The 24802-nt window shown below is 57.6% G+C and carries 30 protein-coding genes; 14 read left to right on the top strand and 16 right to left on the bottom strand.

Going from position 1 to position 24802, the window contains the following annotated elements:
* Positions 1-234: 234 nt before the first annotated feature.
* From nrdF to FOY96_RS04585, 5 genes are all read right to left on the bottom strand, one after another.
* Positions 235-1194 carry a class 1b ribonucleoside-diphosphate reductase subunit beta gene (nrdF, locus tag FOY96_RS04565; RefSeq protein ID WP_048979798.1) on the bottom strand — a complete coding sequence of 320 codons (960 nt, stop codon included), beginning with the start codon at positions 1192-1194 and terminating at the stop codon, positions 235-237.
* A gap of 9 nt (positions 1195-1203) precedes the next feature.
* Positions 1204-3348 carry a class 1b ribonucleoside-diphosphate reductase subunit alpha gene (gene nrdE / locus FOY96_RS04570; RefSeq protein WP_143346566.1) on the bottom strand — a complete coding sequence of 715 codons (2145 nt, stop codon included), beginning with the start codon at positions 3346-3348 and terminating at the stop codon, positions 1204-1206.
* Complete coding sequence (gene nrdI / locus FOY96_RS04575) at positions 3321-3731, bottom strand: class Ib ribonucleoside-diphosphate reductase assembly flavoprotein NrdI (RefSeq protein WP_021241965.1); 411 nt, start codon at positions 3729-3731, stop codon at positions 3321-3323. Before nrdI ends, nrdE begins: the two co-directional genes overlap by 28 nt.
* Positions 3728-3967: a glutaredoxin-like protein NrdH gene (gene nrdH / locus FOY96_RS04580; protein WP_045889183.1), complete on the bottom strand. Its 240-nt coding sequence runs from the start codon at positions 3965-3967 to the stop codon at positions 3728-3730. Before nrdH ends, nrdI begins: the two co-directional genes overlap by 4 nt.
* Positions 3968-4209: 242 nt before the next feature.
* A complete protein-coding gene (locus FOY96_RS04585; protein WP_143346567.1) occupies positions 4210-4536 on the bottom strand; it encodes an ElaB/YgaM/YqjD family protein in 327 nt (108 codons plus the stop codon).
* Positions 4537-4696: 160 nt separating this feature from the next.
* Between FOY96_RS04585 and FOY96_RS04590 the strand changes: the two genes are divergently transcribed.
* The gene (locus FOY96_RS04590; RefSeq protein ID WP_023308923.1) at positions 4697-5041 is read left to right on the top strand and encodes a DUF2002 family protein; all 345 of its coding nucleotides are present in this window, start codon (positions 4697-4699) and stop codon (positions 5039-5041) included.
* A gap of 32 nt (positions 5042-5073) precedes the next feature.
* Here FOY96_RS04590 and alaE read toward each other — a convergent pair whose 3' ends face one another.
* On the bottom strand, positions 5074-5523 hold the full coding sequence (gene alaE / locus FOY96_RS04595) for an L-alanine exporter AlaE (protein WP_143346568.1): 450 nt from the start codon (positions 5521-5523) through the stop codon (positions 5074-5076).
* A gap of 496 nt (positions 5524-6019) precedes the next feature.
* Here alaE and stpA point away from each other — a divergent pair, with 496 nt between their 5' ends.
* Positions 6020-6424, top strand: coding sequence for a DNA-binding protein StpA (gene stpA / locus FOY96_RS04600; protein ID WP_033146355.1), 405 nt, complete (start codon positions 6020-6022; stop codon positions 6422-6424).
* Between the two features lie 38 nt (positions 6425-6462).
* On the opposite strand, the gene FOY96_RS04605 is transcribed toward stpA, so the two are convergent.
* The 3 genes from FOY96_RS04605 to FOY96_RS04615 all read right to left on the bottom strand — a co-directional run bounded on the left by FOY96_RS04605 (position 6463) and on the right by FOY96_RS04615 (position 7552).
* Positions 6463-6642, bottom strand: coding sequence for a YodC family protein (locus FOY96_RS04605; RefSeq protein ID WP_023308920.1), 180 nt, complete (start codon positions 6640-6642; stop codon positions 6463-6465).
* Between the two features lie 79 nt (positions 6643-6721).
* The gene (locus FOY96_RS04610; RefSeq protein WP_143346569.1) at positions 6722-7243 is read right to left on the bottom strand and encodes a rhodanese family protein; all 522 of its coding nucleotides are present in this window, start codon (positions 7241-7243) and stop codon (positions 6722-6724) included.
* Positions 7244-7252: 9 nt separating this feature from the next.
* Positions 7253-7552: an ArsR/SmtB family transcription factor gene (locus FOY96_RS04615; RefSeq protein ID WP_029742056.1), complete on the bottom strand. Its 300-nt coding sequence runs from the start codon at positions 7550-7552 to the stop codon at positions 7253-7255.
* A gap of 179 nt (positions 7553-7731) precedes the next feature.
* Between FOY96_RS04615 and FOY96_RS04620 the strand changes: the two genes are divergently transcribed.
* Positions 7732-7890, top strand: a complete 159-nt coding sequence (locus FOY96_RS04620; protein WP_023308917.1) for a YqaE/Pmp3 family membrane protein — start codon at positions 7732-7734, stop codon at positions 7888-7890.
* Here the strand turns inward: FOY96_RS04620 and FOY96_RS04625 are convergent.
* Positions 7887-8816: a LysR substrate-binding domain-containing protein gene (locus FOY96_RS04625; protein ID WP_033146353.1), complete on the bottom strand. Its 930-nt coding sequence runs from the start codon at positions 8814-8816 to the stop codon at positions 7887-7889. The two genes, FOY96_RS04620 and FOY96_RS04625, sit on opposite strands and share 4 nt — an antisense overlap.
* A gap of 320 nt (positions 8817-9136) precedes the next feature.
* Between FOY96_RS04625 and FOY96_RS04630 the strand changes: the two genes are divergently transcribed.
* The 7 genes from FOY96_RS04630 (at position 9137) to FOY96_RS04660 (ending at position 17644) form a co-directional block, all read left to right on the top strand.
* Positions 9137-9742 carry an ankyrin repeat domain-containing protein gene (locus FOY96_RS04630; RefSeq protein ID WP_143346570.1) on the top strand — a complete coding sequence of 202 codons (606 nt, stop codon included), beginning with the start codon at positions 9137-9139 and terminating at the stop codon, positions 9740-9742.
* Between the two features lie 107 nt (positions 9743-9849).
* The gene (fdrA, locus tag FOY96_RS04635; protein ID WP_143346571.1) at positions 9850-11391 is read left to right on the top strand and encodes an acyl-CoA synthetase FdrA; all 1542 of its coding nucleotides are present in this window, start codon (positions 9850-9852) and stop codon (positions 11389-11391) included.
* Entirely contained in the window at positions 11391-12806 is a 1416-nt protein-coding gene (locus FOY96_RS04640) for a YlbE family protein (RefSeq protein WP_172620504.1), read from the top strand. Before fdrA ends, FOY96_RS04640 begins: the two co-directional genes overlap by 1 nt.
* 11 nt (positions 12807-12817) lie before the next feature.
* Complete coding sequence (locus tag FOY96_RS04645) at positions 12818-14398, top strand: xanthine permease (protein WP_094935690.1); 1581 nt, start codon at positions 12818-12820, stop codon at positions 14396-14398.
* Complete coding sequence (locus FOY96_RS04650; RefSeq protein ID WP_047059377.1) at positions 14395-15351, top strand: carbamate kinase family protein; 957 nt, start codon at positions 14395-14397, stop codon at positions 15349-15351. The genes FOY96_RS04645 and FOY96_RS04650 overlap by 4 nt, the downstream gene beginning before the upstream one ends.
* Before the next feature lies 1 nt (position 15352).
* Complete coding sequence (locus tag FOY96_RS04655) at positions 15353-16732, top strand: amidohydrolase family protein (protein ID WP_143346572.1); 1380 nt, start codon at positions 15353-15355, stop codon at positions 16730-16732.
* 177 nt (positions 16733-16909) lie between these two features.
* Entirely contained in the window at positions 16910-17644 is a 735-nt protein-coding gene (locus FOY96_RS04660) for a class I SAM-dependent methyltransferase (protein ID WP_143346573.1), read from the top strand.
* Here FOY96_RS04660 and FOY96_RS04665 read toward each other — a convergent pair.
* Positions 17638-18240 (bottom strand): short chain dehydrogenase, encoded by a 603-nt coding sequence (locus FOY96_RS04665; RefSeq protein WP_143346574.1) that lies wholly within the window; start codon positions 18238-18240, stop codon positions 17638-17640. The genes FOY96_RS04660 and FOY96_RS04665 overlap by 7 nt on opposite strands.
* Before the next feature lie 97 nt (positions 18241-18337).
* Here FOY96_RS04665 and FOY96_RS04670 point away from each other — a divergent pair, with 97 nt between their 5' ends.
* The 3 genes from FOY96_RS04670 (at position 18338) to FOY96_RS04680 (ending at position 21030) form a co-directional block, all read left to right on the top strand.
* Positions 18338-19225, top strand: coding sequence for a LysR family transcriptional regulator (locus tag FOY96_RS04670; protein ID WP_143346575.1), 888 nt, complete (start codon positions 18338-18340; stop codon positions 19223-19225).
* 20 nt (positions 19226-19245) lie between these two features.
* Entirely contained in the window at positions 19246-20427 is a 1182-nt protein-coding gene (locus FOY96_RS04675) for an aminotransferase-like domain-containing protein (RefSeq protein WP_143346576.1), read from the top strand.
* An 84-nt stretch (positions 20428-20511) separates the two neighbouring features.
* A complete protein-coding gene (locus tag FOY96_RS04680) occupies positions 20512-21030 on the top strand; it encodes a DUF6622 family protein (RefSeq protein WP_143346577.1) in 519 nt (172 codons plus the stop codon).
* A gap of 2 nt (positions 21031-21032) precedes the next feature.
* On the opposite strand, the gene FOY96_RS04685 is transcribed toward FOY96_RS04680, so the two are convergent.
* Positions 21033-21452: a nuclear transport factor 2 family protein gene (locus tag FOY96_RS04685; protein ID WP_033146342.1), complete on the bottom strand. Its 420-nt coding sequence runs from the start codon at positions 21450-21452 to the stop codon at positions 21033-21035.
* A 97-nt stretch (positions 21453-21549) separates the two neighbouring features.
* Here FOY96_RS04685 and FOY96_RS04690 point away from each other — a divergent pair, with 97 nt between their 5' ends.
* Positions 21550-22281 (top strand): helix-turn-helix domain-containing protein, encoded by a 732-nt coding sequence (locus FOY96_RS04690; protein WP_143346578.1) that lies wholly within the window; start codon positions 21550-21552, stop codon positions 22279-22281.
* On the opposite strand, the gene nudI is transcribed toward FOY96_RS04690, so the two are convergent.
* From nudI to FOY96_RS04710, 4 genes are all read right to left on the bottom strand, one after another.
* Positions 22253-22678, bottom strand: a complete 426-nt coding sequence (gene nudI, locus FOY96_RS04695; RefSeq protein ID WP_033146340.1) for a nucleoside triphosphatase NudI — start codon at positions 22676-22678, stop codon at positions 22253-22255. The two genes, FOY96_RS04690 and nudI, sit on opposite strands and share 29 nt — an antisense overlap.
* Before the next feature lie 44 nt (positions 22679-22722).
* Positions 22723-23070 carry a HigA family addiction module antitoxin gene (locus FOY96_RS04700; protein ID WP_033146339.1) on the bottom strand — a complete coding sequence of 116 codons (348 nt, stop codon included), beginning with the start codon at positions 23068-23070 and terminating at the stop codon, positions 22723-22725.
* Between the two features lie 10 nt (positions 23071-23080).
* Positions 23081-23380, bottom strand: coding sequence for a type II toxin-antitoxin system RelE/ParE family toxin (locus FOY96_RS04705; protein WP_033146338.1), 300 nt, complete (start codon positions 23378-23380; stop codon positions 23081-23083).
* A gap of 251 nt (positions 23381-23631) precedes the next feature.
* On the bottom strand, positions 23632-24801 hold the full coding sequence (locus tag FOY96_RS04710) for a beta-barrel domain-containing protein (RefSeq protein ID WP_086374946.1): 1170 nt from the start codon (positions 24799-24801) through the stop codon (positions 23632-23634).
* Between the last annotated feature and the right edge of the window lies 1 nt (position 24802).

Raw genomic sequence — 24802 nt, forward strand, 5'->3', positions numbered from 1 at the left:
CCTGAGTCGGGCTAAGGGCGGAATTTTGAAGTAAGCGAAACGGCTGAATTTCCCATGAATAAAGGGCTGAGGGCGGTTTGAATTTTTCTCAATTTTTTGCTGCTGCATCGGGAAATTTCGCCTGAACCGGAATCATTCAGGCGAATATGACGTGGAAATTACAGTGTAGTTGTTTTTTAAATATTGGAGAGGGAATTGTTGGGATTATATTAAATTAACGAACGTTAGCGTTCATTAAAAATCCCAGTCTTCATCCTCGGTTTCCACCGCTTTGCCCATCACATACGATGAGCCAGATCCCGAGAAGAAATCGTGGTTTTCGTCGGCATTGGGCGACAGCGCGGCCAGAATCGCCGGGTTCACCTCCGCCATCTCCGGCGGGAAAAGCGCGTCGTAGCCCAGGTTCATCAGCGCCTTGTTGGCGTTGTAGCAGAGGAAGGCCTTCACGTCGTCCTCCCAGCCGGTGCCGGCGTAGAGTTCCTCCGTATAGCTCAGCTCGTTGTCGTACAGATCCATCAGCAAATCGAGCGCAAAGCCTTTAAGCTCCTCGCGCTTCGCCTCGCTGATTTTCTCCAGCCCTTTCTGATACTTATAGCCAATGTAATACCCGTGCACCGCTTCATCGCGAATGATGAGCCGAATCAAATCGGCGGTGTTGGTGAGCTTGCCCCGGCTCGACCAGTACATGGGCAGCCAGAAGCCGGAATAGAAGAGAAAAGATTCCAGGAACACGCTGGCGATCTTCTTCTTCAGCGGCTCGTCGGCGCGGTAATATTCCAGAACCAGCTCCGCCTTTCTCTGTAGTGACTCGCTCTCTTCACTCCAGGCGTAGGCCGCGTCCACGTCTTTGGTCTGGCACAGGGTCGAGAAAATAGAGCTGTAGGAGCGGGCATGCACCGCCTCCATAAAGCTGATGTTCGACATCACCGCCTCTTCGTGCGGCGTCAGCGCGTCGCTCATCAGAGCCGGTGCACCGACGGTATTCTGAATGGTGTCCAGCAGCGTCAGGCCAGTAAAGACGCGGATCGTCAGCTGCTGTTCGGCGTGGCCGAGCGTTTGCCAGGCCGGAATATCGTTGGAGAGCGGAACCTTTTCCGGCAGCCAGAAGTTGCTGGTCAGGCGGTTCCATACCTCCAGGTCTTTATCGTCCTGGATTTTGTTCCAGTTAACGGCACTCACGCGTGACAGTTTCATCCTTTCTCCTTACAGCGCGCAGGACACGCAGCCTTCGATTTCGGTGCCTTCCAGCGCAAGCTGGCGCAGGCGAATGTAGTAGAGCGTTTTGATGCCTTTCTTCCAGGCGTAGATTTGCGCTCTGTTGATATCCCGCGTGGTGGCGGTGTCCGGGAAGAACAGCGTCAGCGACAGCCCCTGATCCACATGTTTTGTCGCCTCCGCGTAGGTATCGATGATTTTCTCCGGGCCGATCTCATACGCGTCCTGATACAGCGCCAGGTTCTCATTGGTCATAAACGGGGCAGGGTAGTAAACGCGCCCGGTTTTGCCTTCCTTTCGAATTTCAATTTTCGATACGATCGGGTGAATGCTCGACGTGGCGTGGTTGATGTACGAAATCGATCCGGTCGGCGGGACGGCCTGCAGGTTCTGGTTATAAATGCCGTAGCGCATCACCTCGTCTCGCAGCTGCTGCCACATCTCTCGCGTCGGCAGGGTAATCCCCGCTCGGGCAAACAGTTCGCGTACTTTTTCGGTTTTCGGCTGCCAGTCGCCTTCGAGGTACTGGCTGAAATATTCCCCGCTGGCGTAGCGGGACTGCTCAAAGCCCGCGAACCGCTGGTTGCGCTCGCGCGCCAGCATCATCGAGGTGTGCAGCGCGTGCCAGGTAATGGTGTAGAAATAGAGGTTGGTGAAATCCAGCCCTTCCGGACTGCCGTAGGCGATGCCTTCCCGCGCCAGATAGCCGTGCAAGTTCATCTGCCCCAGACCAATGGCGTGCGACGCGGCGTTGCCTGCTTCTACAGACGGCACGCTGCGGATGTGGCTCATGTCCGATACCGCCGTCAGCCCGCGGATGGCGGTATCCACCGTGCGGCCAAAGTCGGGGGAATCCATGGTGTGGGCAATATTCAGCGACCCGAGGTTGCAGGAGATATCCTTGCCGATGTCCGCGTAGTCCAGGTTCTCGTCGTAGGCTGACGCGCTGTTGACCTGCAAAATCTCCGAGCACAGGTTGCTCATGTTGATACGCCCGGCAATCGGGTTCGCGCGGTTCACCGTATCCTCAAACATGATGTACGGATAGCCGGACTCAAACTGGATCTCCGCCAGCCGCTGGAAGAAATCGCGGGCGTTGATGGTTTTTTTGCGAATGCGATCGTCGGCCACCAGTTCGTCATAAAGTTCGCTGATGGCCACGTCGCCAAACGCTTTGCCGTAAATACGCTCGATGTCGTACGGCGAGAAGAGCGCCATCTCGGCATTCTCTTTGGCCAGCTTAAAGGTGATATCCGGGATCACCACGCCGAGCGACAGGGTTTTGATGCGAATTTTTTCGTCGGCGTTTTCGCGCTTGGTATCGAGAAAACGCAGAATGTCCGGGTGGTGCGCGTGCAGGTAAACCGCGCCCGCGCCCTGACGCGCGCCAAGCTGGTTGGCATAGGAGAAGGCATCTTCCAGCATCTTCATCACCGGGATCACGCCGGAGGACTGGTTTTCGATGCGCTTGATCGGCGCGCCCGCTTCACGCAGGTTCGAGAGCAGAAACGCCACGCCGCCGCCGCGTTTGGAAAGCTGCAGCGCCGAGTTCACCGCGCGGCCAATCGACTCCATATTGTCTTCGATACGCAGCAGGAAGCAGGAGACCAGCTCGCCGCGCTGGGCTTTGCCGCAGTTGAGGAAGGTCGGCGTGGCGGGCTGGAAGCGTCCGGAAAGGATCTCGTCGGCGAGCTGTTCCGCCAGCGCTTCATCACCCTGCGCCAGGGTCAGCGCCACCATCGCCACGCGATCTTCAAAGCTCTCTAAGTAGCGTTTACCGTCAAAGGTTTTCAGGGTGTAGCTGGTGTAATACTTCCACGCGCCGAGGAAGGTCTGGAAACGAAAGCCGCTGGCGTGGGCGCGCTCAAACAGCTTCACCACAAAGGCGCGGTCGTAGCGGGTGAGCATGCGCGCGTCGTAGTAGCCCTCGTTAACCAGATAGTCGAGACGTTCATTCTGGCTTGCAAACGTCACGCTGTTGGGCCGCACGTGGGTGGCAAAAAAGGCGTCCACCGCCTCACGATCTTTATCGAACTGAATGCGCCCCTCCCGATCGTAGAGGTTAAGCATGGCGTTTAATGCGTGGTAATCCGGTGTCGCCTGAATCACCCGTTCTGCGGTTGTCGTTGCCAAAATTCGTTCACTCCTTTACGCACGTTTTCGACGTCCTGCTGTGTCCCCATCAGCTCAAAACGATAGAGATACGGCACGCCGCATTTTTGAGAAATGACATCCCCGGCGCGGCCAAAGGCATCGCCGAAATTGCGATTCCCCGCCGCGATCACTCCGCGGATTAGCCCGCGGTTATGAGGATCGTTCAGAAAGCGGATCACCTGGCGAGGCACGGCTCCTGCCGTACCGCCGCCGCCATAGCTGGGCACCACCAGAATGTAAGGTTCCTCTACCCGGATCCGCTCCCGCTCGTTCAGCGGAATGCGCACCGCAGGCAGCCCGACGCGCTCAATAAAGCGGAGCGTGTTTTCCGAGCTGCTGGAGAAGAAAACCAGCCCACTCATGCCCGGGCGGCCTGAGCGCTCAGGCGGTTAATCATGTCCGGGCGGAAGCCAGACCAGCTTGTTTCCCCGGCGACCACCACCGGAAGCTGACGAAAACCCTGCTTGCGCAGGGTATCTGCGGCCTCGGGGACCTGGTCAACATTCACCATTTCAAACGCCACGCCACGGCTTTCCATTGCCCGTTTGGTCGCGTGGCACTGAACACAATCGTTACGAGTGTAAATAATAATGCTCATGATTCGTATTTCCATTTAAAATGAGGGTACGGCGCGAATCATCGCGTCGGGTTGTGTGTATCTTGCTAAAGGAATACTAGATGTAGATGTCTTAAGTTTCAACCATACAAGATATGGGAAATTTAGATTGATATCGCCCCTGTGATGAGCACAGCGGGGCAGGGCAGGCTGTACGGGTTTTTCAGGCTAACGGGCATAAAAATGCCCCGGCGCCTGAGGCTACCGGGGCAGAATACGCGGGATTATTTACGCAGGCTGAGCAGGGCACCGACGAAGATGCCGACCGCCGCGACGGTTCCCAGAGTACATAGCGGTTTTTCACGCACGAAGATCGTAGCACAGCTTGCCATGTCGCAGGCAGCCTGCGTGGCGCGTGAACGTCCGTTCATACGGGCGCGGGTTTCACGGAGCAGAGACTGAGCCTTACGCTTTGCGGCATCCGCTTCGTCCTTCGCGTCACTTCCCCAGGACTTCAGCACCTCTTCCAGCGTGTCCGCTAATTGGCTGACATCATTACGAATATCCTGAGCGTCGTCGTTAATATCGTTTCGGTTCGGTCTGTTAAACATACGATCCTCCGTAATTTTGTGTTCCCGTTCAGTTTAGTTCAGAAATTTAATATCTGAAGCGCCTCACGCGTTATCCGGCAGTTTATGGACTATTCTGAAAGCCCTGCTATTGCTGAATACTGTAAGGTTGCCGGGCAGGAAAAGATAACGAGGAAAAGATATGTATTTACGACCTGACGAGGTGGCACGCGTTCTTGAAAAAGAGGGATTCACCATGGATGAGGTGACGCCAAAAGCGTATGGATATCGCCGCGGCGAGAATTATGTTTATGTTAATCGCGAAGCAAGAATGGGACGTACCGCTCTCATTATTCACCCGACGCTGAAAGACAGAAGTCTGTCATTTGCTGAGCCTGCCTCGGATATTAAAACCTGCGATCATTATCAGCAATTTCCGCTCTATTTAGGCGGTGAACGGCATGAGCATTATGGTATTCCGCACGGTTTCAGTTCGCGTATGGCGCTGGAGCGATTTTTGAAGGGACTGTTTGGCGACGTACAGTAAATCCGCGACTGGCGTGCGCCAGTCGCTTCACATCACGCTTTTGCCTGGCTGTACTGGCTGACCTTAAACAGGCGGCGACAGTAGTCGAGGAAATAGCCGTAAACGGCTCCCATCAACATCGAAATAACAATATTCGAACTCACCGCCGCAGCGATCTGGTGCCAGTCTGCACCGACTGTCAGGAGAATGGCTACGTAAACCGGCGACTGGAACGTCACATACGCCAGAACGTCCGCCAGGTTTTTCACCCAGCCTGCAGGACTGATACGACGCGCGAAGCGCATTACCGCATCGCGGTATAAACCATAAGGCCATGCAATAATAGTATTGACCGGGATCGCCACCAGACGAGAAGAAAGCGACTGCTCGAAGGACATTCCGGAGAGGAATATTTCGATCAGCATGTTCACGACGGAACAGTAAACAACCATCGCGAAGGTATCCGCCACCGCGTGGCGCAGGCGAGATTGCGGCGAGAACATGTCTGAACTCCTTGAGAAGAACACAAAAGAAACGATTTTCCTTCAGCGGTTAGTGCTTTAGGTTGGTTTGTTTGACGTGTATAGCGTATATCTCTGTGTTTGAACTAACAACTAGTGATTAATTTTTATTTAATCGCCTTTTGTCCACAAAATTCTCTAAAGTTGTTCGTTTTTTGTTCCGATCGTTATAATCTGTCTCGTTTGATATTTTTCATATTAAAATCAACAGCTTGTTTTTGTGGGTGGCGAGAAGCAGGAATCCCCACCTGATAGCGGTGGAGTATGCTGCGGTTTGGATTAAAGTTGGCTATTTATATTAATGTGGTGATTGGATTCACCGGTGTCCTGTCAGCGCCTTGCGCTATTATTAACAGTGAGTTCTAAATATATTAACGCTGATGTCCGTACGGACCCTTGGGTAGATATTTCAACTCAAATGAATTATTCTGTCGGCGATTTATCTATTTATCCCCCAAAGAAAAGGTTTTCAAATAATATGTCTTTGACGTTACAGAATCTTAATAATATCCGAACCCTGCGCGCTATGGCGCGTGAATTATCCCTGGACGTTCTTGAGGAAATGCTGGAAAAGGTCAGGGTCGTTACTGAAGAGAAACGCAGCGAGCTGACGGAATTAGAGCAGCAGCGTGCTGAGCAGCAGGAAAAAATTAATGCCCTGCTGGAGCGGATGAAAGCCGATGGTATTTCCCCGACTGACCTGCTGGGTTCTGAACTGGCGCAGGCGGGTAAACCAGCGAAAAAGCGTAAGCCGCGTGAAGCAAAATATCGCTTTATTGACCAGAACGGCGAAGAGAAAACGTGGACCGGCCAGGGCCGCACGCCGAAGCCTATCGCCAGCGCGCTGGCAGACGGTAAATCACTGGATGATTTTCTGATCTAACGGATGAGCCGGGCGGAACACGCCGCCCGGCTGACTGTTCAGCAGACGCCGAAATCGCCTTCTTCGGTATAAGGCGCCACGTCGGCGGCTTTCAGCGTATATTTCTCGCCTTGCTCATTGCTGGCCTGGACCGCCACAATGCTGTCACCGTTCACTTCGAGCACTTTCAGTTTCGGGCCGCCTTTACGCGGTTGCACATAATCACCGACAGAAAACATATTACCTCCTCATCGTTTTAGCGATCTTCACCTTAGCCCACGCATGACGCCGGGTACAGCGTAATTCACCGATTACTGCTTATGAGGTACGCCGATTCCATGGCATCACCTTGAGCAGTCGCGCCATACCGCAAAAGCCCGTCACACCGGCGAACAGCAGCCCGGCTCCGACAAAACCGCTGAGCAGGAAAAAGCCGCTGGAGACGCTATAGCCCAGCACCACGCCGCAGAGTATCAACAGCCCGGCGGCAATTTGCACCTGACGCATCAGCGGCAGCGGCTGGGATTTGTCTTCAACGGTTGGCAGCCCCGCCAGCTTCCAGCCCTGAATGCCCCCTTCGACCACAAATGCCTCTGCGGGCGCGGCGGCCTGAGCAAGGCGGTCGGCATTCCCCGACGTCCGGGTGCCGGACTGGCAGTGAAAAATCACCGTATCGCCCGCCTGCGCGTTAAGTGCGCCGGGTAAGGTATCCAGCGGCACGGACCGCGCGGCGGGAATATGCTCGCGGGCGTACTCGTCGGCATCACGAATATCAATCAGTTTTGCGCCTTCAGCGACCCGGGCATTGGCCTGGCGCGGTGAAATAAGAGGAAGTGACATGGCGGCTCCTTACGGACAATAAAGGGTTTTCAGGGTGCTGATAAGCTGATGTACCGCATCGTTTTTAATGGAATAGAGAATGCGCTGCGCGTCGCGGGTGCTGTCGATAAGCCCTTCCTCACGCATGCGCGCCAGATGCTGCGACGTGGCGGAAGGACTTAGCCCCGTGGCTCGCGCAAGCTCCCCCGCGCTGGTGCCGGGCGCTCCGCACAGGGTGCAGAGGATCAGCAGCCGACGCGGGTTGCTCATCGCTTTTAAAAGTGTGGCGGCCTGCCCGGCGCTGGCCTGAAGCTGTTCTAGTTCGGTCATAATAGTTTAGGGTTTTCTTAATTAAGTGAATGCTAAACTAATCCGATGCATTAAACCAGCGTCAAAAGCGTAAAAGAGGGTAAACGCGAGGCCCGGAACTGGTACAGACGAATAAACTGGCTATGCTTACAGCGTTCTCTTGATTATTTTCAATGGATTAGATTGAACGGAGTGTTTATATGGGATTTTGGCGTATTGTTTTTACGATCCTCATACCGCCGCTGGGCGTGCTGTTGGGTAAAGGATTTGGCTGGGCGTTTATTATCAACATTCTTCTGACGCTGCTGGGCTACTTCCCCGGCCTCATTCACGCGTTTTGGGTACAGAGCAAAAGCTAGGCGCGCCACAGTAAATCGCTATAGATATCGGTCAGCACCCCCGCCGGACCAAACTGCTGCTTGATCCACCGCGTGACCTGGCCGGTTGCGGCATGCTGCGTGGCGAGCAGCATGCGCGAGTCCTGACGCGGGTTGTTAATCCGTCGGGTGACCAGCAGCCCCGCGTCTACCGCCTCGCGGACCATGTATTCCGGCAAAAAGCCAATCCCTTCGCCCAGGATCTGACACTGACATTTGGTGTTAAAGTCCGGGACCAGAATCGCCTCCTGCCCGTGCAGCAGCCAGCCAACCTTTTTGTTAATGGTGTGCGCGGTATCTTCCACCATGATGTTGGGATACAGGCGCAGCTGGCTTTCCGCTATTGGTTCCGGGGTGAATGCCAGCGGGTGTTCCGGCGCGATGGCAAACACCCAGCGAATGGCGCCGATCTCGGTGTAATCAATCCCGCCGCCGTCCAGCAGCGTGTCCGGCGCGCCAATCGCGATGTTGGCCTGGTTGTTGATGATGGAGTCCCAGACGCCGTTGTAGACCTCGGTGGTCACGGTGATCTGACAGGTGGGAAACTGCTTTTTCAGCACCTGCAGCAGCCGCGCCGTGTGGCGTGGGGTATACAAAAGCTGGTTGATACAGATGCGCACCCGCGCCTCAATGCCCTGAGAAATGGTATCAATCCCGCGCTTGATGGCGTGAAAGTCGTTCAGCAGGTCGGTGGCCTTACGGTAAAAGTAAAACCCGGACTCGGTCAGCTCGATGCTGCGCGTGCTGCGGACGAACAGCACCACGTCCAGCCCGGTCTCCATGCGCTTGATGGTGTAGCTGATGGCAGATGTCGTCACGCCCAGTTCGGCGGCGGCTTTGCTGAAGCTGCCGAAGCGTGCGGCGGTAGTAAAGGCCAGCAGGTTTTCCTCGGTAAAGATGGAATTCATATCTCACTCTCTTCAGCCATCAGTTTTGAACATATTTTAACAGCGTCGTTACAACGCATTTGAAGCCGATCACAGTTCTGACTCTTTGTCGAAAGCCGCACGCAGTAAGGCTTCGTCAGGCATAAGCATAATGCAGCCAGAAGCGCTAAAAAGCGGAGAAACATAAGAAAAAGATTGCACAGACGCACGTTTTAACCAGTTTATTGAATTTACCTCAACAATGAATTGACTGTCGATGAATCATTTTTAAGCGGATTCTTTTATGACCAGGCTGTTGCTATTCTCAGGTCAACAGAAATAAAAACATCGGGAGTCTGAATATGTCTGCGAACGAACTCGTTACTGAATTTCTGCTGGCGGCAGAAGAGGGCAATAGCGATGCGCTAAAAGCCTGTCTGGAGAAAGGCGTGGATATTAACGCCACCAATCGACAGAAAAGAACCGCCATTATTATTGCCAGCCTGAAAAAACATTATGACTGCGTGGCGTTATTAATTGCCGCCGGGGCGGATATTGATAAACAGGATCAGACCTGCTTTAACCCTTTCCTGATTAGCTGCCTGACCAACGATATCACCCTGCTGCGCCTTGTCCTTCCTGCAAATCCGGATCTCGATCGCCTGACGCGCTTTGGCGGCGTGGGCATTACCCCTGCCAGCGAAAAAGGGCACGTGGAGATCGTGCGCGAGCTGCTGGAGAAAACGGATATCAACGTCAACCACACCAACTTTGTTGGCTGGACGCCGCTGCTGGAAGCGATCGTGCTCAACGACGGCGGCGCAAAGCAGCAGGAGATCGTGAAGCTGCTGCTGGATCACGGCGCGAACCCGCACATGACCGATAAATACGGTAAAACTCCGCTCGAGCTGGCGCGGGAAAAAGGCTTCGATGCAATAGCTGACCTGCTGCTGGCGGCGGGCGCATAACGCATTCGGTCAGCCGCGTCCGGCTGGCCGTTAATTTAAAAAGCATTTTTACCGACGTGCATTTTGCACGACGGCGGCCCCCTTTTATCCGCGTTCAGGAGAAAATAATGCCCACAAAAATCGTCATAAAAAAGAACACCTATTTTGACTCCGTCTCATTAATGTCCGTTTCCACCAAAGCCAATAAATTACCGGGCGTCGAGCAGGCGTTTGTCGCGATGGCGACGGAAATGAACAAAGGCGTATTAAAAAACCTCGGGCTATTAACGCCGGAATTAGCGGAAGCCAAAAACGGCGACCTGATGATCGTAATTAAAGGCGACGCGGCGAATGATGAAACGCTGGCGGCCATCGAAGCGCTGTTCACACGTAAAGAGAGCGGCGGCGCCCATGAAGCGCGCTACGCCACGATTGCCAGCGCCAAAACCCATCGGCCGGAGAGCAACCTCGCGGTGATTTCCGTCAACGGCACCTTCGCCGCCCGCGAAGCGCGCCAGGCGCTGGAAAACGATCTTAACGTGATGCTGTTTTCCGATAACGTGTCGCTCGACGACGAGCTGGCGCTGAAGCAGCTGGCGCATAAGAAAGGGCTGCTGATGATGGGGCCGGACTGCGGCACCGCCATCATCAACGGCGCGGGATTGTGCTTCGCCAACGCGGTGCGCCGCGGACCGATTGGCATCGTAGGCGCATCCGGCACCGGCAGCCAGGAGCTGAGCGTGCGCATTCACGAATTCGGCGGCGGCGTGTCGCAGCTGATCGGCACCGGCGGGCGCGATCTCAGCGAGAAAATTGGCGGCCTGATGATGCTCGACGCCATCGACATGCTGGAAGCCGACGAGGACACCCTGGTTATCGCGCTGATCTCCAAGCCGCCAGCGCCAGCCGTAGCGGAAAAAGTGCTGGCCCGCGCGCGCGCCTGCCGCAAGCCCGTGGTTGTTTGTTTCCTCGGCCGCAGCGAACCGCCCGCCGATGAAGACGGCCTGCAGTTTGCGCGCGGCACCAAAGAGGCGGCCCTGAAGGCGGTCCTGCTCACCGGCATCAAGAAAGAGTCCCTCGATCTGCATCCGCTCAACTGGCCATTGATTGAAGAGGTGCGCGCCCGCCTGACCCGGCAGCAGAAGTACATTCGCGGCCTGTTCTGCGGCGGCACCCTGTGCGACGAGGCGATGTTCGCGGCGCTTGCGAAATTCGACGACGTCTACAGCAACATCCAGCCGGATCCGGCTAAGCGCCTGAGCGACATAAGCGTCAGTAAAGCCCATACCTTCCTCGACTTTGGCGACGACGATTTCACCAACGGCAAGCCGCACCCGATGATCGACCCGACCAACCGCATCAGCCGCCTGCTGCAGGAAGCCCGCGACCCGGAAGTCGGGGTAATTGTGATGGACTTCGTGCTGGGCTTCGGCGCGCACGAGGATCCGGTCGGCGTAATGATCGACGCCATTAAAGAGGCGCAGGCCATCGCGAAGGCCGATAACCGTCCGCTGGAAATTCTCGGCTACGTGCTCGGCACCGACCAGGATCCGCAGTCGCTGGCGCAGCAGTGCCAGCTGCTGACCGACGCAGGCGTCATCTGGGCCAGCAGCAGCACCAACACCGGATTACTGGCACGCGAATTTGTCTGCAAAGGGGAGAAAGCATAATGACGACCTTATTCAACCAGCCGCTGAACGTGATTAACGTCGGCATTGCGATGTTCAGCGACGATCTCAAAAAACAGCACGTTCCCGTCACCCAGCTCGACTGGACGCCGCCGGGGCGGGGCAATATGCAGGTCGTTGAAGCGCTCGATCGGCTGGCGGAAAAACCGCTGGCGGAGAAAATCGCCGCCGCTAACCAAATCGCCCTTGAGCGCATTATTCAGTCTCATCCGGTGCTGGTGGGCTATGACCAGGCCATTAACGTTGTGCCGGGCATGACCCGCACCACCATTCTGCACGCCGGTCCGCCTGTCGCCTGGGAGAACATGTGCGGGGCGATGAAGGGGGCGGTCACCGGGGCGCTGGTGTTTGAAGGGCTGGCGAAAGATCTGGACGATGCGGCAAGGCTCGCTGCCTCCGGAGAAATTACCTTCTCGCCGTGCCACGAGCACGACTGCGTGGGCTCGATGGCGGGCGTCACCTCCGCGTCGATGTTTATGCACATCGTGGAGAACAAAACCTACGGCAACCGCGCGTTCACCAACCTCAGCGAGCAGATGGCGAAGATCCTGCGCATGGGCGCCAACGACCAGAGCGTGATCGACCGCCTGAACTGGATGCGCGACGTGCTCGGCCCGATGCTGCGCGACGCGATGAAGATCGTCGGCGAAATCGACCTGCGCCTGATGCTGGCCCAGGCGCTGCACATGGGCGACGAGTGCCACAACCGCAACAACGCGGGCACCACGCTGCTGATCCAGGCGCTGACGCCGGGGCTGATTCAGGCGGGCTACCCGGTGGAGCAGCAGCGCGAGGTGTTCGAGTTCGTCGCCAGCAGCGACTACTTCTCCGGCCCGACGTGGATGGCGATGTGTAAGGCCGCGCTGGACGCCGCTCACGGCATTGAGTACAGCACCGTCGTCACCACCATGGCGCGTAACGGATACGAGTTCGGCCTGCGCGTTTCCGGCCTGCCGGGGCAGTGGTTCACCGGCCCGGCGCAGCAGGTAATTGGCCCGATGTTCGCGGGCTATAAGCCGGAAGACTCCGGGCTGGACATCGGCGACAGCGCCATCACCGAAACCTACGGCATTGGCGGCTTTGCGATGGCGACGGCCCCGGCAATCGTTGCGCTGGTGGGCGGCACGGTGGAGGAAGCCATCGACTTTTCCCGCCAGATGCGCGAAATCACCCTCGGCGAAAACCCGAACGTCACCATTCCGCTGCTCTCGTTTATGGGCATTCCGACCGCTATCGACATCACCAAAGTCGCGGGCAGCGGCATTCTGCCGGTGATTAACACCGCCATTGCTCATAAAGAGGCGGGCATCGGCATGATTGGGGCGGGCATCGTTCACCCGCCGTTTAGCTGTTTTGAAAAGGCGCTGTTGACCTTCCGCGATCGCTACTTTTTATAAGGCATGCATCCATGAAAAACATGAAGCTGGAGTGGAAAAGAGGTGACTGGGCGGCGTATTTCGGGTTGATGACCAATAACCTGACCAATTTGCTGACCATGATGGGGCTGCTCATTTTTGTCGTCGGCATCCCGAAGGAGATTGTTTATGGACGCATCGCGCCGGCCTTCGGGCTGGCGGTGCTGGTCGCGAGTATTTGCTACGCCTGGTTCGGCATGCAGATGGCGCGCGCCACCGGGCGTACGGATGTGACCGCGCTGCCGTCCGGCCCGAGCGCGCCGTCGATTTTTACCGTGACTTTCCTGGTGCTGATGCCGGTGTATCAGCAGACCGGCGATGCGGACTTCGCGATCCAGATTGGCCTCGTGTGGTGCTTCGTGGAGGCGATGATCCTCGCGGGCGGTTCGTTCCTGGGGGAAACCATCCGCAAGATGATCCCGCGTACCGTGCTGCTGTCGTGCCTCTCCGGTTTGGGCCTGCTGCTGCTGGCGATGAACCCGATGCTGCAGGCGTTCGAAGCGCCGACCGTGTCGTTCATCGTGCTGCTGCTGATCTTCATCAACTGGTTCGGTAAAAAGCCGATTTTCGCCCGTATCCCGACCGGTCTGCTGCTGTTGGTTGCCGGTACGGCACTGGCGTGGATCTCCGGCCTGCAAAGCCCGGAAGCGATTAAAGCGTCCATGTCATCCTTCGGCTTTAACCCGCCGGAAGTGCACGTGGACAGCTTCATGCAGGGCCTGCCGCACGCGCTGCCGTATCTGGCCTCTGCCGTACCGCTGGGGCTGGCGAACTACATCTTTGACCTGGAGAACATCGAAAGCGCCCACGCGGCGGGAGATGCGTACCCGACGCGTAAGGTGATGCTGGCGAACGGTCTGGCGTCGATGCTCGGCTGCCTGATGGGGAACCCGTTCCCGGTGACGGTCTACGTTGGCCACCCTGGCTGGAAAGCGATGGGCGCGAGCATCGGCTATACGCTGGCCTCCGGCGTGACTATGTTCATCGTGCCGCTGTTCGGGCTGGGGGCGTTTATGCTCGCCATTATTCCGATGACCGCCATCGTGCCGATTCTGGTGTTTATCGGTGTTGTTACCGCCAACCAGGTGGTAAGGGAAACGCCCAAAGTGGAGGTGCCGGTGATCTTCATCTGCCTGTTCCCGTGGATCGCCAACTGGGCGCTGACGATGATGAACAGCGTGATGGGGGCGGCGGGCACCAGCGCGGCGAAGATCGGCACCGACGTGCTGCACAGCAAAGGAATTTACTACGAAGGCCTGGTGCATCTCGGCAACGGCGCGCCGCTCGCCAGCATGCTGTGGGGCTGTATCGCCATTTTCGCCATCATCAACAAGCCGCTGCGCGGAGCCGTTGCGGCCGCCGTCGGGGCGCTGCTGGCGCTGTTTGGCGTGATCCATGCCCCGGTGGTGGGCTTTGCCGAGGGCAGTTCGCTGATGTTCGTCACCGCGTATCTGATGATGGGCGGCATGTTTGTGGTGAAGCATGTGCTGGATTTCTCTGTTACTCCCCCTCTCCCTGTGGGAGAGGGCCGGGGTGAGGGCACCAGAACGCACCTTCTAAAGGACACAAAATGAAAGAGCTTATGGTCGTCGCCATCGGCGGCAACAGCATTATCAAAGACAACGCCAGCCAGTCGATTGAACACCAGGCGCAGGCGGTGAAAGCGGTGGCAGAGTCGGTGCTGGAAATGCTGGCATCCGACTATGACATCGTGCTCACCCACGGCAACGGCCCCCAGGTGGGGCTGGATCTGCGCCGCGCCGAAATCGCCCACGAGCGGGAAGGGCTGCCGCTAACCCCGCTGGCAAACTGCGTGGCGGACACCCAGGGCGGGATTGGCTACCTGATCCAGCAGGCGCTCAACAACCGCCTGGCCGCGCGCGGGGAGCAAAAAGCGGTCACGGTCGTCACGCAGGTGGAGGTGGATAAAAACGATCCGGGCTTTACGCACCCGACGAAACCTATCGGTGCGTTCTTCACCGAGGCGCAGCGCGACGAGCTGCAGCAGGCACACCCGGACTGGCATTTTGTCGAGGATTCAGGCCGTGGCTACCGTCGCGTGGTGGCTTCACCGCAGCCGCTGCGCATCGTTGAGGCCGACGCCATCAAAACGCTGACGCAAAAAGGCTTTGTGGTGATCGGCGCGGGCGGCGGGGGGATCCCCGTGATTCGCAGCGAGCAGGGCGACTACCAGAGCGTCGATGCGGTGATTGATAAAGATCTCTCCACCGCGCTGCTGGCACGCGAGATCGGCGCCGATGTGCTGGCGATCACCACCGGCGTGGAGAAGGTGTGCATCAACTTCGGCAAGCCGAACCAGCAGGCGCTGGACACCGTCAGCGTGGCGCAGATGACGCGCTACAGGGAAGAGGGCCACTTCCCGGCGGGCAGCATGCTCCCCAAAATCGTCGCCTCGCTGGAATTTTTACACCACGGCGGCAGGCGCGTGATTATCACCTCGCCGGACAGCCTGCCCGCGGCGCTGCGCGGGGAAACCGGCACCCATATTGTTAATGAAGGAAGATAAGATGAGTGAAAACAAAAGCCGCCGCGAGTTTATTAGCCAGAGCGGCAAAATGGTCACCGCCTGCGCGCTGTTTGGCGCCACCGGATCCGTCGCGTATGCTGCTGACTCCGCGAAGCCAACCTGCGAGACGGGCAAACCGATGAGCATCACCGCGAAACATTACTATCTGGACAACGTGCTGCTGGAGGCCGGGTTCAACGTCGACGGCGGTGTGGCGACGAGCACCCGCACCGAGCTGAAAACGCTGGAAATTAACGACGGGAAGATCGTCGCCCTGCGCGATAACAAGCGCCACGCCGACGCCACGCTGCCGCACTACGATGCGGGCGGCAAGCTGATGCTCCCGGCGATGCGCGACATGCACATTCACCTGGATAAAACCTTTTACGGCGGTCCGTGGCGCTCCCTGAACCGCCCCGCGGGCACCACGATTCAGGACATGATCCGCCTTGAGCAGAAGCTGCTGCCGGAGCTACAGCCCTACACCCAGGAGCGCGCGGAAAAGCTGATCGATCTGATCCAGTCGAAAGGCTCCACCATCGCCCGCAGCCACTGCAATATCGAGCCGACCTCCGGCCTGAAGAATCTGGAAAACCTGCAGGCGGTTTTATCGCGCCGTAAGCCCGGCTTTGACTGCGAAATCGTCGCTTTTCCGCAGCACGGGCTGCTGCTGTCAAACTCAGAAAAACTGATGCGCGAGGCGATGCAGGCTGGGGCGCACTACGTGGGCGGGCTGGATCCTACCAACGTCGACGGCGCGATGGAGAAATCCCTCGACACCATGTTCCAGATTGCGCTGGACTACGACAAAGGGGTGGATATCCACCTGCACGAAACCAGCCCGGCGGGCGTGGCGGCGGTGAATTACATGGTCGAGACCGTGGAGAAAACGCCGGAGCTGAAGAGCAAGCTGACCATCAGCCACGCCTTCGCGCTGGCGACGCTCAACGAGCAGCAGGTGGATGAGATCGCCACCCGCATGGCGGCGCAGCGGGTGACCATCGCCTCCACCGTGCCGATTGGCACCCTGCATATGCCGCTGAAGCAGCTGCGTGAGAAGGGGGTGTTCGTGATGACGGGGACCGACAGCGTGATCGATCACTGGTCGCCGTACGGTCTGGGGGACATGCTGGAAAAAGCGAATCTTTACGCTCAGCTCTACATCCGCCCGAACGAGCAGACGCTCTCCCGCGCGCTCGGTATTGCCACCGGCGACGTGCTGCCGCTGAATGACAAAGGCGAGCGCGTGTGGCCGAAAGCGCAGGACGACGCCAGCTTTGTGCTGGTGGATGCCTCCTGCTCCGCCGAGGCCGTGGCGCGCATTTCACCGCGCACCGCGACGTTCCATAAGGGCAACCTTGTCTGGGGCTCGGTGGGTTGACGTGCATTTCTCCCTCTCCCTGTAGGAGAGGGTTGGGGTGAGGTGCATTTCTCCCTCTCCCTGTGGGAGAGGGTTGGGGTGGGGGCATCAGGCCGCACTTCCGTAGGTCGGGTAAGGCGAAGCCGCCACCCGACAATGCAGTATACTGCTATGCACATTCTTAAAGAGGGATCTGCCATGGCACAAAATATCTACGACAATCCGGCGTTTTTTGAAGGCTACGCCCGGCTTCCACGCTCGGTGCAGGGTCTGGACGGCGCGCCGGAGTGGCCCGCGCTAAAAAGTATGCTGCCGGATTTAACCGGCAAATCGGTTGTCGATCTCGGCTGCGGCTACGGCTGGTTCTGCCGCGCGGCCCGCGAGCTGGGCGCTGCTGACGTCACGGGGGTCGATATCTCAGAAAAGATGCTCGCCCGCGCGGCGGAGCTTACCGCTGACCCACAGATTCACTATCAGCGTAGCGATCTGGAATCTCTTAAGCTTCACGAGAACAGCCTCGATCTGGTCTACATCTCGCTGGCGCTGCACTACCTGCCGGAACTGGATACGCTATTCGCCAGGGTTCAGCGCGCGCTCAAGCCCGGCGGCAGCCTGGTGTTCTCAATGGAGCACCCGATCTACACCTGCGCCACCCGTCAGGGCTGGCTGACCGACGATAACGGAGAGCGGTTCTGGGGCGTGAACCATTATCAGGATGAAGGCAAACGCGTCAGCAACTGGCTGGCGGACGGGGTGGTTAAATACCACCGCACGCTCGGCACCACGCTTAACGCGCTGATCGGGGCCGGATTAACGATAAGCGACGTCAACGAGTGGGGGCCAGCGCAGGCGCAGATTGACGCCTGGCCCGCGCTGGCCGAAGAGGCGGAGCGCCCGATGCTGGTGCTGATCGCCGCCCGTAAGGCTCAGTAACCCACCTTATACACCCGCCCGCTCTGCACGCCTTCCACGCTGCGGCGATAGGCCTGCGCCACGGTCGCGGCGGGAACGCTCTCAAAGCCCGGGAAGAAGCCGTCGTAGGTATCGACGGATTCGGTGAGTACCGTCGGGCTAATCAGGTTGATGCGGATCCCGCGCGGCAGCTCGCAGGCTGCGGCGCGGACAAACCCTTCCAGCGCCGCATTCACCGTGGTGGCATTCACGCCCTGGGCAATCGGCTCGTGCGCCACGATGCCGCTTATCAGCGTAATCGAGCCGCCCTCGTTCAGATAATGCTGGCCGGTCAACGCCAGGCGCACCTGCCCGAGCAGCTTGTCCTGCAGGCCCTGGTTGAAGTCGCTGTCCTTCATGGTCGCGAGCGGGCCAAAGTAAAGGCCACCGCTGGCGGAGACAATCGCATCCACCGGGCCGATTTTCTCAAACAGCGCCTGGACGCTCGCCTGCGAGGTGATATCCACCTGCTCGTCGCCCTGCGTGCGGCCGACGCGGATGACCTCGTGGCGACGACTCAGCTCTTCCGTTACCGCACGACCGACCGTACCGCTGGCACCAATAATGACGATTTTCATAGCCGACTCCTTATGTTGTGAGCCTCCATTCTTTAATAAATAAAAATGGAGATAAACTGGGCTAAAGTTAGAAGATTGCTAACCAGGAGTTTGGAATATGGATAAGCTTCGCAGCATGGAGACCTTTATTGCCGTGGTTGAAAGCGGCAGCTTTACCGGCGCGGCGGCACGGCTGGAGATGTCGGCGGTAATGGTGGGGAAATACGTTGCGCTGCTGGAATCACAGCTCGGTACCCGCCTGCTGGAGCGTAACACGCGGCGCCAGAGCCTGACCGACGCCGGGCGGGTCTATTTCGACGAGGCGAAGCGGGTGCTGGAGCAGGTCGCGATCGCCGAAAGCGCCGTGGAACGCCTGCGCGCCGCGCCGTCCGGCACCCTGCGCGTGACCGCACCCACCTCGTTTGGCGGCAGCGCGATCGCGCCGCTTACGGCCTCTTTTTTACAACGCTACCCGGAGGTGCGCATCGAGCTGGATCTCACCAACCGGATGGTGGATCTGGTGGAGGAGGGTATCGATCTGGCCATTCGCATTGGCGACATTCACAACGACGATCTGGTGGCGAAATACCTCTGCCCTTACCGGATGGTGATCTGCGCCGCGCCGGACTACCTTGCGCACTACGGTACGCCGCAAACCCCTGCCGATCTGGTGGATCATCTCTGCTTATCCCACAGCGTGTGGACCGCGCGCAACGAGTGGCGGCTGCCGGGCGTCGAGGGCGAGGTGCGCTGGAAGCGGGATGCGGTCTTAAGATGCAACGACGGTTACGGGCTGCGGATGGCCGCCAGAGCCGGGGCGGGACTGCTGCTGCAGCCGGAAGTGCTGGTGGCGGAAGATCTGGAAAGCGGCAGGCTGGTGCGGGTGCTGGAGGCGTATATTCCGGCGCCGAGACCCGTGCATTTGCTGTGGCGTCAGGATTTACGACCTCTCCCTAAGCTAACGGAATTTATCGCCCATATTCTGCTAAGATTGGGCACACTATAAAAAAAGAAGGTATGCAAAGAATGTCTGTGAATAAACTCGCCAGCAGCGCGCAGGGCCTGCAATCATCTGCCATCCGTGAATTGTTAAAACATAGCAAAATGGCCGGCGTCATTTCGCTGGGTGGGGGGATTCCTAACCCGGCCTTGTTCGATCACGAAGGGCTGAAAATTGCCGCTGATGCCGTATTATCACAGCATTTTGGTGAGGCCTTTCAGTACGGTCTGACCGAAGGCGTACCGGGGCTGCGGGAAGAAATTCAGCGCATCTGCGAAGGGCGCGGGATCCGCTGCAAGGCGGATGATGTGCTCGTGACCTCCGGTTCACAGCAGTCCCTCGACGTGCTGGCGCGTGCATTAATTAACCCGGGCGATACCGTTGTGGTTGAGCGTCCAACCTATCTTGCTGCGCTGCAGGTATTTGGCCTGGCGCAGGCGAATTTTGAATCCGTTGGCACCGATGGCGACGGCATGAAGGTCGACGAGCTTGAAGCGCTGGCGGCAAATAAAACCATCAAAGCGGTCTATATTGTTCCGACGTTTGGCAACCCTGGCGGGGTAACCCTTTCTGAGGCGCGCCGCAAACAGCTGGTGGAATTATCGAAGCGCTATGACTTCGTCATTATTGAAGACGATCCGTACAGCGAAATTAATTATACCGATGAAGTTTTCCGCCCGTTAATTGCCCATGCCAAAGATATCGGCAACGAAGAGAACGTGGTGTATACCTCGACTTTCTCCAAAATTCTCGCTCCAGGAACCCGCGTGGGCTGGGTGCTGGTGCCGGAATGGCTGAAGCGCGCAGTAGTCAACCTCAAGCAAACCACCGACCTGCACACCAGCACGCTGTCGCAGTTGATGACGTATGAATACCTGAAAACCGGTCGCCTGCCCGATCAGATTAAAACGATCCGCGAAGCCTATCGCCAGAAATACCAGACGTTCGCAACCGAGCTGGAGGCCGAGCTGGGCGATGTGATGTCGTTCCACAAGCCGAAGGGCGGCATGTTCCTGTGGGCGAATATGAAAAATGGTAGTAATACCACCCGCTGGCTGGAAAAAACGTTAAGTAACGGCGTAGTATTTGTGCCGGGCGAATTTTTCTACTGCAATGAGCCAGACCATTCAACGCTGCGTATGTCGTTTGTCACGCCAACGGATGAAGAGCTGAAGGAAGCGGTTCAACGCCTGAAAAAATCGCTGTAAAAGACCTGCGCATAATGGTTTTCCTGCCGTTATGCGCAATACGCGTTCAGGCGGCACGGGCCGCGATCGTCCATGGAGATCTCCATGTTTGAATTTCTGTTCGGTGTCGTTACGCACACGCCCGCCTGGGTGTGGGTGCTGTTTATCTTCCTTATCTCTCGCGGCATTAAAGCCCGAAGGCCTGCCACCGTTACGCTGGAGAGGCTTGCCATCATTCCGGCAATATTTCTAATCTGGGATATCTACGATCTGGTGATCTACCGCAAGCTGACGCCCGGGACTGTCGCATTGTGGACGGCGGGGATCCTCGCCGGGGCCGCGCTGGGGTATATCCTGATTAAGCAGGCGGTTATCACCCGCGCAGATGCGCCGCGCACCCTTTACCGCCAGGCAGACTACACCGCGCTGCCGTTTATGATGCTGGCGTTCGGCGTGAAGTATGTGCTGGGCGTGATGAGCGCGGTCTCTCCCCAGACGATGCAGCAGCCCGCCATGAGCGCGCTGGCGATCGTCTCCGGCGGCGTGTTTGCCGGCGTGTTTCTCGGGAAATTTGCGCGTTACGTTGGGGTGTATAACAGTGCCGCACCGCGCCCGGCGGAGTAAGGTTATTCTGTCGCGTGTGCCAGCGTGCGATCTGCAGCATCGCCGCTGAGTGCTCGCGTGACTTCATGGATCCGCCAGATTTTCCCTTCACGCAGCGCGGCAAACAGGTAAACCTCGATCTCTGCCTGACGACCATCAGGATACGTGACCGTCACGATATGCCGGTCAGCCAGAAGTTCGTCATGACAGGCTATCTCCACCACGGTAAAGGCGATTGCGCGGATCTGTGAGCTGACGTGGCTCAGATGCTGGACAAAACCCCGGTAGTCAAGCGCGTGACCGTCCGTAAACTGCTGGTAATCGGGCGTAAATACCTCTGCCGGATCGATATCGCCGTTGAATAAGCGGGTTAACAGGCAGGCCATCTTTTCGCGCTGCGCGGCGTTGTCGGCGTGGGATATCAGGGACGTGATAATGCTCATGCGGGCTCCTTATGTGGTTGAATCACCATTATCCTTGACAGCAGAAGTCGCAGTTTCTCTAATATGCCGAAGAATAACGATTTTCGGTCAAAATGATATGGTCAGTGTTGAAACGCTCCTTCATCCCGGCGGGTACCGAACGCCCCGGCACAGTCATCGCACCGGCCAGCTGTGGCGCATTGCAACGGGGCTGCTGGTCATTGAGACGCAGCAGGCGCGATCGGTCGTACCGGCAAAACACATCGGCTGGATCCCTCCGGATCGGCAGCACGCCGCTTTTTCCGAAAGTGCGGTAGAAGGCTGCGCTATCTTTCTTGATCCCGCCGTGTGCGCAATGCTTCCCGATGCGCCCGCGCTGTTCGAGCCCGACGATCTCACCCATGCACTGTTTTCCCGTTTATGCGATGCAGAGAGCGAGTACGATCCGCGAAAGCTTACTTTGCTGCTGGATGAGCTTGCCCTGACGCCCCAGGCTCGCTTTTCTCTGCCCGTGCCGACGGATCCGCGTCTGAAGAACGTGGTCAGCCATTTGCTGCAGTGTGTCGATGATAACCAGACGGTCGAGAGCCATGCTATTCATGCTGGGATGAGCGTGCGTACGTTCAACCGTCGGTTTAGCGCCCAGACCGGAATGAACTTTGTTAACTGGCGGCAGCTGGCTCGCGTCATGCGGGCAATGGAGTGGCTGGCGGCGGGGAAGCCGGTAGGGTGGATTGCGCTGTCCTGCGGCTACAGCAGCGTCAGCGCATTTATTGAGGTTTTCAGAGCATGGACAGGTAAAACGCCGGGGCAGTGGGTGATTAAAGAAGGCCTTTTTGGGCGAAGGTAATGCGCGTGGCTGCGTTGAGATCCAGCTCTTTTAACGACTCCGGATTAACCCAGGCGATCTCCTGAAACTCTTCATTAAACGTGACTTCCCGGTTGGCGCTGATGCAGTCGAAGATCAGATAGATCATGTAAATCTCCTCTGTAGTGCCATCGGCGTAGGTTTTCACCCTGATGTCATCGCGAAAAGCCCATGGCGTAACCGAGACAATCTCCAGCGCTTCGCCCAGCTCTTCGCGGATCTCACGGCGCAACGCCTGTTCCATGGTTTCGCCCGGCTCCATTCCACCGCCGGAGAGAGCCCACTGGCCGGGGAACACGCCGCGATCGTCGGCCATTTTACACAGGAGGTAGGCACCGTCATTCTGGATGATGGGGCAGACAATGGTTCGTTGGCGCATGATTTCTTCCTGAAAAATTATTAATAGGTGAAGTGTTTACCGAATCAGGCTACATCCGGCTGGCCAGATTTTCGCTTAGCCATGACGTCCGCAACGGTCTTTATACGGCTTAGCTCCTCCTGCGTCCTGGGATTGGATTGCGCTTCCCAGATATCGACGTTCAGCTGTAAGTTAAGCCAAAATTCAATCGTGGTATCAAAGGCTTTTGCCAGTTTGATCGCCATATCGGCAGTCAGCTTGCGATTATTATTGACCAGCGCGCTGATGGTGTTGCGGTGAACATTGAGCATCTCCGCCAGATCGCTGATTTTCAGATTGAGCGGTTCAAGATACTCATACTGCAACACGTCGCCCGGCGTGGTGGGTTTGCGGAGTGCCTGTTGAAGTGTCATAGGTGATGCCTCACTTGTGTTGCGTGTACTTGTGTGGAGAGAGGTAGAGATCTTCTGCTTTACCCTCTGTCCAGCGAAATACGAGCCTGTATTGCCTGTTTACCCGGATTGAGGAATATCCCTTCAGCGGAGGATTCAATGCTTCATACATATTGCCCGGTGGCGATCGCAAATCCCTGTGCGAGGTTGCTGCCCTGATGATATCGAGCTTTCTCGCAAGCGCTGTTTCCAGATTTGCAGGAATAACATTGCTCGATCTGCCGTAAAGAAAAAAATCCTCAAGCCATTGATCCCGAAAATAACTAATCATAATGGTGCTGAGCTCCAGTCCTTGAAGCTGATTGAATAGTAATGCACTCCTGCACAGTGCGCAAGTGCGTTTTTGTCTGCGGTTAATATTACCTTGGCGATTGCTGAAGGGAAGTGGGATGCATGACTAAAGATTAATATTTCGAGGTAGGTTCCAGTTCTGACGTGCGGTTAAATACCCGGCGGCGCTGCGCTTGCAAGGGCCTCCGGGTATGTAGGCCGGGTAAGGCGGAGCCGCCACCCGGCGATTGACTATCGCTCCCTCAGCGCCTCTTTCGCCCGGTTAAACGGCTTGATCAGATAATCCAGCACCGTTTTCTCGCCGGTCTTAATGTCCACCGTCGCAATCATCCCCGGCACAATCGAGAAGTGCCTGCCGGCCTTATTCACCAGGTAATCCTGGCTGGTGCGGATAAACACCCGGTAATAGAACACCTCCGGCTTGGCCTCGTCCTGGATGGTGTCCGGAGAGATCGTTTCGACGACCCCGTGCAGGCCGCCGTAAATGGCGTAATCGTAGGCGGTGATTTTAACCAGCGCCTCCTGGTTCGGGTGGATAAAGGCGATATCGCGCGGCGACAGGCGGGTTTCGATCAGCAGGTGATCGTCCACCGGCACAATCTCCATCAGCTCGCCGTTGGGCGGGATCACGCCGCCGATGGTGGTGACCTTGATGTTTTTCACGATCCCGCGCACCGGGGATTTTACCGTCAGACGGGTGACGGAATCCTGGCGGCCTTTGAGGATCGCCGAAACCATATCCACCTCGGCGTTGGCCTTGGATAACGCCTCGCGCGCCTGAACGTAATACTGCGAACGTACGTCGGTGAGCTTCAGCTCCAGATCGCTTTTCTGCCGCTGCAGGCGCAGCACCTCCACGTGGCTGGCGGCGCCGGTTTTGACCAGCCGCTGGGTGATGGCCAGCTCCTTATTGGCGAGATCTAACGCGGCGCGCAGCTCCCGCTGGGTGTCCTCCAGCTGCGCGCGGCGGGAGTTGTAGAGTCGCGTTTCGTCAGCAATCAGATCCGGCCACTTTGCCAGCGAAGGGGGGAACTTCAGCGGGAGATCGTTCACCTCGGCGTACAGTCGGGCGCTGGAGGCCAGTGAAGCCCGGTAGCGCGCCGCGCTTTCGCCGACGTTCGATTCGGAACGCGTCGGATCGAGCCGCGCCAGCACCTGCCCGGCCTGCACCTGATCGCCCTCGTGGACGTTCAGCTCGGTGAGGATCCCGCCGTCGAGAGACTGCAAGACCTGCTCGCGCGAGCTGGGGATCACTTTACCCGAGCCGGTTGATACCTCATCCAGCACGCCAAACCACGCCCAGACGCCCAGCACCACAAACATCAGCAGCGAGAAGATCACGATCCGACGCGCGCCGGTGTAGCCGCTTTCGGAGTCGAGGGCGTTATCCAGATCGTCCATT

Origin of the sequence: Enterobacter asburiae (assembly GCF_007035645.1) — a bacterium.
In the GTDB taxonomy this organism is placed as follows: Bacteria; Pseudomonadota; Gammaproteobacteria; order Enterobacterales; family Enterobacteriaceae; genus Enterobacter; species Enterobacter asburiae_B.

Bases quoted from the DNA above. Each gene is read 5' to 3' on its own strand.
- nrdF (WP_048979798.1), bottom strand. From the start codon at position 1,194: ATGAAACTGTCACGCGTGAGTGCCGTTAACTGGAACAAAATCCAGGAC.
- alaE (WP_143346568.1), bottom strand. From the start codon at position 5,523: ATGTTCTCGCCGCAATCTCGCCTGCGCCACGCGGTGGCGGATACCTTC.
- FOY96_RS04605 (WP_023308920.1), bottom strand. From the start codon at position 6,642: ATGTTTTCTGTCGGTGATTATGTGCAACCGCGTAAAGGCGGCCCGAAA.
- FOY96_RS04585 (WP_143346567.1), bottom strand. From the start codon at position 4,536: ATGTTTAACAGACCGAACCGAAACGATATTAACGACGACGCTCAGGAT.
- FOY96_RS04620 (WP_023308917.1), top strand. From the start codon at position 7,732: ATGGGATTTTGGCGTATTGTTTTTACGATCCTCATACCGCCGCTGGGC.
- FOY96_RS04685 (WP_033146342.1), bottom strand. From the start codon at position 21,452: ATGAGCATTATCACGTCCCTGATATCCCACGCCGACAACGCCGCGCAG.
- FOY96_RS04630 (WP_143346570.1), top strand. From the start codon at position 9,137: ATGTCTGCGAACGAACTCGTTACTGAATTTCTGCTGGCGGCAGAAGAG.
- fdrA (WP_143346571.1), top strand. From the start codon at position 9,850: ATGCCCACAAAAATCGTCATAAAAAAGAACACCTATTTTGACTCCGTC.
- FOY96_RS04645 (WP_094935690.1), top strand. From the start codon at position 12,818: ATGAAAAACATGAAGCTGGAGTGGAAAAGAGGTGACTGGGCGGCGTAT.
- FOY96_RS04700 (WP_033146339.1), bottom strand. From the start codon at position 23,070: ATGACACTTCAACAGGCACTCCGCAAACCCACCACGCCGGGCGACGTG.
- nudI (WP_033146340.1), bottom strand. From the start codon at position 22,678: ATGCGCCAACGAACCATTGTCTGCCCCATCATCCAGAATGACGGTGCC.
- FOY96_RS04590 (WP_023308923.1), top strand. From the start codon at position 4,697: ATGTATTTACGACCTGACGAGGTGGCACGCGTTCTTGAAAAAGAGGGA.
- FOY96_RS04650 (WP_047059377.1), top strand. From the start codon at position 14,395: ATGAAAGAGCTTATGGTCGTCGCCATCGGCGGCAACAGCATTATCAAA.
- nrdI (WP_021241965.1), bottom strand. From the start codon at position 3,731: ATGAGTGGGCTGGTTTTCTTCTCCAGCAGCTCGGAAAACACGCTCCGC.
- FOY96_RS04615 (WP_029742056.1), bottom strand. From the start codon at position 7,552: ATGACCGAACTAGAACAGCTTCAGGCCAGCGCCGGGCAGGCCGCCACA.
- nrdH (WP_045889183.1), bottom strand. From the start codon at position 3,967: ATGAGCATTATTATTTACACTCGTAACGATTGTGTTCAGTGCCACGCG.
- FOY96_RS04710 (WP_086374946.1), bottom strand. From the start codon at position 24,801: ATGGACGATCTGGATAACGCCCTCGACTCCGAAAGCGGCTACACCGGC.
- FOY96_RS04665 (WP_143346574.1), bottom strand. From the start codon at position 18,240: ATGAAAATCGTCATTATTGGTGCCAGCGGTACGGTCGGTCGTGCGGTA.
- FOY96_RS04705 (WP_033146338.1), bottom strand. From the start codon at position 23,380: ATGATTAGTTATTTTCGGGATCAATGGCTTGAGGATTTTTTTCTTTAC.
- FOY96_RS04625 (WP_033146353.1), bottom strand. From the start codon at position 8,816: ATGAATTCCATCTTTACCGAGGAAAACCTGCTGGCCTTTACTACCGCC.
- FOY96_RS04640 (WP_172620504.1), top strand. From the start codon at position 11,391: ATGACGACCTTATTCAACCAGCCGCTGAACGTGATTAACGTCGGCATT.
- FOY96_RS04690 (WP_143346578.1), top strand. From the start codon at position 21,550: ATGGTCAGTGTTGAAACGCTCCTTCATCCCGGCGGGTACCGAACGCCC.
- FOY96_RS04655 (WP_143346572.1), top strand. From the start codon at position 15,353: ATGAGTGAAAACAAAAGCCGCCGCGAGTTTATTAGCCAGAGCGGCAAA.
- stpA (WP_033146355.1), top strand. From the start codon at position 6,020: ATGTCTTTGACGTTACAGAATCTTAATAATATCCGAACCCTGCGCGCT.
- FOY96_RS04670 (WP_143346575.1), top strand. From the start codon at position 18,338: ATGGATAAGCTTCGCAGCATGGAGACCTTTATTGCCGTGGTTGAAAGC.
- FOY96_RS04660 (WP_143346573.1), top strand. From the start codon at position 16,910: ATGGCACAAAATATCTACGACAATCCGGCGTTTTTTGAAGGCTACGCC.
- FOY96_RS04675 (WP_143346576.1), top strand. From the start codon at position 19,246: ATGTCTGTGAATAAACTCGCCAGCAGCGCGCAGGGCCTGCAATCATCT.
- FOY96_RS04610 (WP_143346569.1), bottom strand. From the start codon at position 7,243: ATGTCACTTCCTCTTATTTCACCGCGCCAGGCCAATGCCCGGGTCGCT.
- FOY96_RS04680 (WP_143346577.1), top strand. From the start codon at position 20,512: ATGTTTGAATTTCTGTTCGGTGTCGTTACGCACACGCCCGCCTGGGTG.